Below are 8,498 nucleotides of genomic sequence, written 5' to 3'. Positions count from 1 at the left end.
TGCGTGCCGGTTTCCACCACCTTGCCCTTGTCCAGCACCACCAGCCGATCCATGCGCGCGATGGTGGAAAGGCGGTGCGCGATGGCGATCACCGTCTTGCCTTCCATCAGCACTTCCAGGCTTTCCTGGATCGCGGCTTCCACTTCCGAATCGAGCGCGGAGGTGGCTTCGTCGAGCACGAGAATCGGTGCGTCCTTCAACAACACGCGCGCGATGGCGATGCGCTGGCGCTGACCGCCGGACAATTTCACGCCGCGTTCGCCCACGTGCGCGTCCAGGCCGGTGCGGCCTTCGCCATCGACCAGGGTGGGAATGAATTCGTCGGCACGCGCCTTGCGGATCGCCTCGGCCAGTTGCGCTTCGGAAGCGTCGGGGCGGCCATACAGCAGGTTGTCGCGCACGGAGCGGTGCAGCAGCGAGGTGTCCTGCGTCACCATGCCGATCTGTGAGCGCAGGCTTTCCTGCGTCACGTGCGAGATATCCGTGCCGTCGATCAGGATGCGCCCGCCTTCGAGGTCGTACAGGCGCAGCATCACGTTCACCAGCGTGGACTTGCCCGCGCCGGAAGGGCCGACCAGGCCGATCTTTTCGCCGGGGCGCACCACCAGGTTCAAACCGGCAATCACCCCGCCCTGCTTGCCGTAGTGGAAATGCACGTCCTCGAAGCGCACTTCGCCGGCCACCACTTCCAGCGGCATCGCGCCCTCGCGGTCCTGCACGGCGCGCGGCTGCGAAATGGTGGTGATGCCGTCCTGCACGGTGCCGACGTTCTCGAAGATGCCGTTGACCACCCACATGATCCAGCCGGACATGTTGTTGATACGGATCACCAGGCCGGTGGAAAGCGCGATCGCGCCCACCGTCACCCTGCCCTCGCTCCACAGCCATAACGCCAACGCCGAGGTGCCGACGATCAGGAAACCGTTGAGCGTGGTGATGGTGGTATCCATCGCGGTGGTCTGGCGGGTCATGGCGCGCAGCTTGTCGGTCTGTTCGCGCATCGCATCGGCCACGTATTTCTCTTCGCGCTGCGTGTGCGCGAACAGCTTGAGCGTAAGCACATTGCTGTAGCCGTCCACGATGCGGCCCATCAGTTTCGAGCGCGCTTCGGAGGCCAGCCAGGAACGCTGGCGCGTGCGCGGGATGAAGAAGTACAGCGTGCCCACGTAGAAAAACAGCCACGCCACCAGCGGCGCGGCCAGCCACAGGTCCGCCTTGGCGAACATCACGATGGCGCTGCCGGTATAGATCGCCACGTACCAGATCGCATCAACGATCTGTGCGGCCGACTCGCGCAGCGATGCACCCGTCTGCATGATGCGGTTGGCGATGCGTCCGGCGTAGTCGTTCTGGAAGAAACCCAGGCTCTGGCGGATCACGTAGCGATGGTTCTGCCAGCGGATGCGATTGGTGAGGCTGGGCACCACCGCCTGGTTGATCAGCAGGTCGTGCAGGCCGATGAACACCGGCCGCAGCACCAGCGCGACGAACCCCATCCACAAGAGTTCGCGCCCGTGCACGGTGAAGAAATCCTTGCCCGGCACACCCTTGGCCATATCCACGATGCGGCCGATGAAGCCGAACAGCGACACCTCCACCAGCGCCACCGCAAAGCCCACCACGATCGCCACCGCGAACACCGGCCACACCTGGCGCAGGTAGAACACGTAGAAGCGCCCGACCGACTTGGGCGGCATCGTGTCGACCGGGTCCTTGAAGGCGTCGATCAGGGATTCGAACCAACGGAAGATCATGGCGCGGGGTCCATTTGGGCCATCAGGAACGACGGGAGGGGCACTATACAGGGTTGGGCGGCGCAGCCACCGTCCCGAAGGGCATGACATGCGGCGGAACGAGCATGCGGCGGAACGAGGATGCCGCGTCTCATCGCCTGAATGCTAACCATGCATGAAGAAGCTCGCCGTGAAGGAACAATTGACCATCGGCGGCGCCCTTCGGATCATGCCCGGCATGCCTACCCTCGCCCGTACGTTCCTTATTGCTTCGCTGCTGCTCGGTTCGCTGCTCGGCGGTGCGCCCGCCGCCCTTGCGCAGAACACGCCCGGCAGCATCGACGCGCCCGCCAGCGCCACCAGCGCGCCCGATCCGGCGCAGACGCTGACCCGCCTGAGCAAGCAACTGGACGATCTGAAGACCACCTTCAACAGCAAGTCGTCCAACGCCTCGCTGACCGATCTGCGCAGCCAGGCCGGCGAGGTGCAGCAGCAGGCCGACCAACTGGTGCAGACGCTGACACCGGAACTGGAAAGCCTGCAGACGCGCCTGACCGTGCTCGGCCCGCCCCCGGCGACCGGTGCGCCACAGGAGACGCCCGCGGTAAGCCAGCAGCGTCGGCAGCTCGATCATGACAAGGCCAAGCTCGACAGCCAGATCAAGCAAGCGCAATTGCTGAGCCAGGATGCGATCAAGCTCGCTTCGCAGATCGTCGCCGCGCACAATGCGCAGTTCCAGGCGCAACTGGGTTCGCGCACGGATTCGCCGTTGGGCATCGGCTTCTGGCGCAACCTGAAAAAATCCTTCCCCGACGACCTCGCCCGCGTGCAGCACGTGAAAGCGTTGCTGTTCGAAGAAGCCGGCATCGCATGGGAGCCCGACAATCGCTGGCCGCTGCTGCTGTGCCTGATCGGCGCGGTGCTGTTGATCGTGCCCGGCCGCGCGCTGTGCGAACGCATCGCGCTTGCGCTCGCCAGCCGCTACATGCCCGATGGGCACCTGCGGCGCAGCGCGATAGCGGTGACTTTCACGCTGAGCGTTACCCTGTCGATCGGCCTGGCCGCCTGGCTGGTGTACCTGGGCTTCAACTGGAACGACACGCTGGACGAAGACGTGGAGAGCTTCGCGCAGGCGATCGTGCGCACTGTGTTCTTCGCCGCTTTCACCGCCGGGCTGGGGCGTGCGCTGCTTTCGGTGCGCCATCCCTCGTGGCGCCTGCCGGCACTGACCAAGTTCACCGCGCGCAGCCTGCGCTGGTTTCCATGGCTGCTGGGCGGCGCGTTCCTGCTGTTGGGCTTTCTCGAACGGCTCAACACCTTTGCCGGCGCCAGCCTGCCCGCCACCGTGTGCACGCGCGCGTTTCTCGCCTTGCTCATCACCGGCCTGGTCGGCGCCGCACTGCTGCGCGCCAAGCGCGCGCGCACCACGCAACGGCAGGAAGGCGAGAAGCCGCCGCAGCACGCGATCTGGGTGGGCGCGCTATTCGGCTTCGCCGCACTGGGCGTGATCGTGGCATGGCTGGCCGTGCTGACCGGCTATGTCGCGCTCGGCTTTTTCCTTTCCTGGCAGACGCTGTGGATCGGCATGATCGTGGCCTCGCTGTATCTGCTGTCGCACCTGCAGCGCGATCTGTTCGACGTGCTGCTGGCGCCGCGCGGACGCAGCGGCCAGCGTCTGCAATCCACCTTCAACGTGCAGCCGGCGACATTGGAGCAAGCCTCGACAGTGTTCTCGGCGGCAGCGCAGATTTTGTTGCTGCTGGTGGCGGTGGGCACGCTGCTGGTGCCGTTCGGCGGCGGACCGCAGGACATCTTCTCGCACATCGGCAACGTGTTCAGCGCACTGCAAGTGGGCCGGCTCACCATCAAACCGGGCGCGATCTTCAATGCAGTGCTGGTGTTCGCGCTGGGCATGGTCGCGGTGCGCATCGTGCGCAAGTGGCTGGCCGAGCAGTTCCTGCCCAAGACCACCATGGACGCGGGCATGCAGAACTCGCTGGTGACCCTGCTCAACTACATCGCGGTGGTGATCGTGTTCGCGCTGGCGCTGCGCACCGCCGACGTCAGCCTGGAAAGCCTCACCTGGATCGCCAGCGCGTTGTCGGTGGGCATCGGCTTCGGCCTGCAGGCGATCGTGTCGAACTTCATCTCCGGCCTGATCCTGCTCGCCGAGCGGCCGGTGAAAGTGGGCGACTGGGTAAGCATGCCCGGCGTGGAAGGCGACATCCGCCGCATCAACGTGCGCGCCACCGAAATCCAGCTGAGCGACCGCTCCACCATGATCGTGCCGAACTCGCAATTCATCACGCAGAACCTGCGCAACGTCACGCACGGCAATGCGCTCGGCCGCGTCAAGCTGAGCCTGCCGATGCCGCTGGATACCGACGCTTCGAAAGTGCGCGAGATCATGCTGGAAGCCTTGAACGCGAACGAAGCGACCCTGGATACACCCGCGCCGGTGGTGACGCTGGATGACATCACCACCTCGGCCATGACCTTTACCGGTGTTGCCTATGTACGCAGCCCGCGTGAGGCGTCGGCGGTGAAAAGCGCGCTGCTGTTCGACATCCTGTCGCGGCTGGCCAAATCGCAATTGCCGCTGTCGACGCCGCAGAGCATGATCGTGCGCAATCTCGGCCCATTGGGCGAAGACAGCCCCGCGGCGCCGATGTAGGTTGGGGTGCAAACCCCAACGTCGCCATGCATGTATCCGGACGTTGGGGTTTTCACCCTAATACCCCGCGTTTTTCCTTTACGTGCACACCTGCCCAGATGCCGTCGCTCCCGCGAAAGCGGGAATGACGGCCGGAAAGATCCGGATTGCTGATTAGTCTTTGATCTTGTTGGGGCCGCTGCCTAAAAAACGTGGGGATACCTCAGGGTTTGCATCCCCACTACGCATGAGCCGCTCACCAAACGCATGTAAAGCGCGTACCATGCCGTGGTCCACGCACTGAAGAAACCACGCCATGGGCCTTCTGCGCATCATCCCTGCCGCACCGCTCGCCGCCGTGATCGAGGCGATCTGGGACTGGGACATGCCCGCCGGCGCGTTCCGCTACGAACGCATCCTGCCCGGCCCGGGCGCCGGGCTGATCATCAACCTGCTCGAGGACGAAACACGCGTCTACCAGGACAGCGAAACACGCCACTGCCTGCGCGCCTCGGGCAGCGTGATCGGCGGGCCGTATCGGCAGAGCTGGATCATCGATACCGCCGAACAGGTGCGCGTGATGGGTGTCAACTTCCGCCCCGGCGGCGTGCATGCGCTGATCGGCTTGAGTGCGGAGGAGCTGGGCAGATGCGACGTCAACCTGGAAGACCTGTTCGGCATCGATGCGCGCCGATTGCGCCAGCGTTTGCTGGAAACGACGGAGGCTGCGCAACGGGTGGCGTTGCTGGAGCAATGGCTGCGCTCGCTATGCGATGAACCGACCTGGGATGCGACGATCCTGCACGCGGTGGCGGCGTTGTCGCGCGCACCGGACGTACCGTGCATCGGCCAGCTTCAGCGCGCCAGCGGCTATTCCGTGCACCGCTTCGGGCTGCTGTTTCGCCGCCACGTCGGCATGACCGCCAAACAGTACGCGCGGCTGATGCGTTTTCGCGCCGTGGTGGACATGGCGCACCCTGCACGGGAACTCGACTGGGCGCGCATTGCCGCCGATGGCGGCTATTGCGACCAGGCGCATATGAGCCACGAATTCCGCCGTTTTGCGGGTATCACGCCTTCCGAATTTGCCGCCGCGCGCGGGCCTTATCCCAATCACGTGCCGCTTTGAGCCCACCCGAAAAAATCTACAAGACGCGTGCCGGGTAGCGGATTAGCCTGCATCCGCCTTCCAACTGGACATTACGGCCATGCACGACAAATCCATCCACGGCAGCACCATCATTCCCTGCCTGCGTTACCGCGACGCCCACGCCGCCATCGACTGGCTGTGCAAGGCGTTCGGATTCGAAAAACATGCCGTCTACGAGAACGAACACGGCCGCGTGATGCACGCGCAGCTGGTGCACGAGGGCGGCATGCTGATGCTGGGCGACATCAATCCCGGCAGTTTCAGTGACCGCATCGTGCAGCCGGATGAAATCGATGGCCGCGAAACGCAATGTGCGTACCTGGTCGTCAGCGACTGCAAGGCGCATTACGAGCGCGCGAAAGCGGCGGGTGCGCAAATCGTCGAGGACTATGCGGAAAAGGATTATGGCGGTGCAGGTTATGCATGCCGCGATCCGCAGGGGCATCTGTGGTCGGTCGGTAGCTACGATCCATGGCAGGCGGAGTAACGCTTTCTCTTGCGCGTCGCTTGCGGCGTCATTTGCATGCGGCGAGGTTGCTTCACCCCACCCCAACCCTCCCCTACTGCACGTAGGGGAGGGAGCAGATCATGGCGAGTATGCAGGTACCCGTATTACTGGCACTTCTCGTTCTTCGCCGCGTGATAGCCGGCTGCCTGCGCATCGGCCACGCTCATGTACTTGCCTGCCTTGGTCTTGCCGTACCACTTGCTGCCTTCGCAGTGATAGGTCTTGGTCTTGGAACCGGTGTTCACCCATACCTGGCCCGCACCACCGCCTGCCGCCGGCGTGGCGGCGGGTTCGGCCTTGGTGGTCGCTGCCGGCTTGCTGGCTGCGGCCGGTGCAGCGGCGGGCGTGGCAGCCGGTTCGGCGGCCGGCGCCTTGCTGTTGCTGGCCGACTTGTCGATGCCCTTGTGCCCGTGGCAAGCGCCCTTGGTGGTGGTTACCGTCTGAGACGTACCGTCTTTGCATTGCACCGTCATGCTGCCCGCGGCGGCGGGAGCCTGCTGGGCGTACGCGCCCGAAGCCATCAAGGCGGCGGCCAGTACTGCGATCAATCCGAACGATTTCATGTTTCCCTCCAGCGTTGCTTGCCCTAAGGAAGCACGCCGCGCGTGTGGCGCGGCGTTCCCCTGACGTGTCGAATCGCTTTGAAACGACATCCCCAAGCGCCCGTTACCTGCAGCGCCTGCGGCGGCAACTATGCCTGAAAACAAGTCAGCCAACATGACAGCCCGGTAGCATCACCGGGCCTGGTTTACCTTCGGTTTCACCTTGTCCTGCGGGCGCGCCACGGCATACATCGCCCAGCTGATGTCCTTGAACAGGCCGAAGCGATCGTCGCCCACCTTGTACAGATCGAAGTGCGTGCGATCCGGGATGAAACGGAACTCGGCATGCGCGCCCAGGCCATCCAGCACGGCCTTCAACCTATGCGCCGCACCATCCAGATAGAACGTATCGGCGGTGCCGACGTAGAGATGGATCTTGCCGTCGAGGTCCGGCTTGAGCGCCGGCCAGTTCGCCTGCAGGCGACGGGCGATGTCGTAGTGCTCGCCCCAATACGCCACCACCTGCGGATTCACGTCGCCGGTATCGCGATCGAACATCGGCTCGGGCCGGCCATCCTTGCCGCGCGGCGAGAACACCCATTCGAACGAGGCGAGCTGCCCGCCGTAGGGTCCAAGCACGCGTTCCATTTTTGCGAACTGCTCGAAGGTGCCCATCACCTTGCCCTTGTCACGCACCAGCGGCCACGGCGTGCCGTCCGGCTTGCGATAGACGTTCGCATGGTCGGCATACAAATCCGGACCAGTGAAATCGTGGAAATCGCTCGGATCGGGCGACGTCGACCAGGTGCCGCCGAACACTTTCGGATAACGCGTCTGCAACCACAGCGTGGCCCATCCACCGGAAGAATGGCCGTTGAGGAACCGGCCATTGGCATCGCCGTCCATGTGGTATTTCGATTCCAGGTATGGAATCAGTTCGGTGGTCAGCGCCTGTCCCCAAGGACCGTTGTTCACCGAATCGGCGAACTCGTGCGTGCCGGTGGCGCTGGACTCGTCCAGGAACACCCAGATCATCGGCGGCATCTGTCCGCTGGCCATGCCCGCCTGCACGTAGGCCATCGGGCGCGCCAGGCGATCCTTGTTGCCGGTGAAGCCATGCGTGAAGTACACGGTGGGATAACGCTGCGAGGACGATGCGTCGTAGCCCGGCGGCAGCACCACGTAGCCGTACATGTGGATGTCGCGTCCCCAGAACTGCGTGAGCGCGGGGCTGACGAAGTCGATCGGTTGCGCCTGTTCGCGCAATGCTTTTGCCGCGTCGCGAAGATTGGCGGGGGCCGAATCCGGCAAGGCCCACGGATCTTTCGCGGCCACGGTTTCTTCCAGCTTGATCGTCGGCACATCGGCGGCGGGCCAATGCACCGGCACGACCTGGCTCACGACGTCGCCTGCATCGCGCCCCAGATAGTTGTAATCGTGATGCACGTCCAGCACGGCCTGCACCAGATAGTCACCGGCCGGAAGCTTGGACCATGCATCGGGAAACGCACGCATGTCCGCGTCTACATCGATCGTCTGGCCCGGTACGAGCCGATCGATTTCCTGCGCGGCGATCGCCGTCTGCGTGGGATGGAATGGATTGGCGTCGATTTCCGTCACCTTGCCGTCCTTTGTATCGGCTTTAGCGGCATTGGTTTCTTCGGCGAACAGCAGCAAGCGCCCGGATACCGGTTGCGTTTCGCTGCCGGCCAGCTGGATGTGGAAGAAGCGGTGGGTGGAAGCGGTAGATGCAGTGGTGTGTGGTGTTTGCTGGGTGCAGGCGGTGAGCAGGCTGACGCTCAATAACGCGCCGAAAACATAGTGACGTGAACGCATGATTCCTCCGGGCATGGCTGATGCATTTATCCCCTGCAAACCGCTGATGCCTGCGGTCTTACCTCACCGTCATTCC

At 64.0% G+C, this 8,498-nt stretch carries 6 protein-coding genes; 3 read left to right on the top strand and 3 right to left on the bottom strand.

Annotation, left to right across the window (positions count from 1 at the left end):
* Positions 1-1,754 (bottom strand): ABC transporter ATP-binding protein (locus ACTHNE_RS13190; protein ID WP_440269467.1); only part of this gene is annotated, 1,754 nt, incomplete at its 3' end.
* Between the two features lie 154 nt (positions 1,755-1,908).
* On the opposite strand from ACTHNE_RS13190, the gene ACTHNE_RS13185 reads away from it, so the two are divergent.
* The 3 genes from ACTHNE_RS13185 (at position 1,909) to ACTHNE_RS13175 (ending at position 6,023) form a co-directional block, all read left to right on the top strand.
* Positions 1,909-4,407 carry a DUF3772 domain-containing protein gene (locus ACTHNE_RS13185; protein WP_440269466.1) on the top strand — a complete coding sequence of 833 codons (2,499 nt, stop codon included), beginning with the start codon at positions 1,909-1,911 and terminating at the stop codon, positions 4,405-4,407.
* Between the two features lie 295 nt (positions 4,408-4,702).
* Entirely contained in the window at positions 4,703-5,515 is an 813-nt protein-coding gene (locus ACTHNE_RS13180; protein WP_440269465.1) for a DUF6597 domain-containing transcriptional factor, read from the top strand.
* Positions 5,516-5,594: 79 nt separating this feature from the next.
* Entirely contained in the window at positions 5,595-6,023 is a 429-nt protein-coding gene (locus ACTHNE_RS13175) for a VOC family protein (RefSeq protein WP_324944003.1), read from the top strand.
* Positions 6,024-6,148: 125 nt separating this feature from the next.
* On the opposite strand, the gene ACTHNE_RS13170 is transcribed toward ACTHNE_RS13175, so the two are convergent.
* Complete coding sequence (locus tag ACTHNE_RS13170) at positions 6,149-6,607, bottom strand: sunset domain-containing protein (RefSeq protein ID WP_324944005.1); 459 nt, start codon at positions 6,605-6,607, stop codon at positions 6,149-6,151.
* Positions 6,608-6,778: 171 nt separating this feature from the next.
* Positions 6,779-8,422: an alpha/beta hydrolase gene (locus ACTHNE_RS13165; RefSeq protein ID WP_440269464.1), complete on the bottom strand. Its 1,644-nt coding sequence runs from the start codon at positions 8,420-8,422 to the stop codon at positions 6,779-6,781.
* Positions 8,423-8,498: the final 76 nt, after the last annotated feature.

It is taken from the genome of Dyella sp., assembly GCF_051954575.1.
In the GTDB taxonomy this organism is placed as follows: domain Bacteria; phylum Pseudomonadota; class Gammaproteobacteria; order Xanthomonadales; family Rhodanobacteraceae; genus Dyella_B.
The sequence above is the reverse complement of the archived record's forward strand: the minus strand, read 5'-3'. Positions and strand labels throughout refer to the sequence as shown.

Bases quoted from the DNA above. Each gene is read 5' to 3' on its own strand.
- ACTHNE_RS13185 (WP_440269466.1), top strand. From the start codon at position 1,909: ATGAAGAAGCTCGCCGTGAAGGAACAATTGACCATCGGCGGCGCCCTT.
- ACTHNE_RS13180 (WP_440269465.1), top strand. From the start codon at position 4,703: ATGGGCCTTCTGCGCATCATCCCTGCCGCACCGCTCGCCGCCGTGATC.
- ACTHNE_RS13175 (WP_324944003.1), top strand. From the start codon at position 5,595: ATGCACGACAAATCCATCCACGGCAGCACCATCATTCCCTGCCTGCGT.
- ACTHNE_RS13170 (WP_324944005.1), bottom strand. From the start codon at position 6,607: ATGAAATCGTTCGGATTGATCGCAGTACTGGCCGCCGCCTTGATGGCT.
- ACTHNE_RS13165 (WP_440269464.1), bottom strand. From the start codon at position 8,422: ATGCGTTCACGTCACTATGTTTTCGGCGCGTTATTGAGCGTCAGCCTG.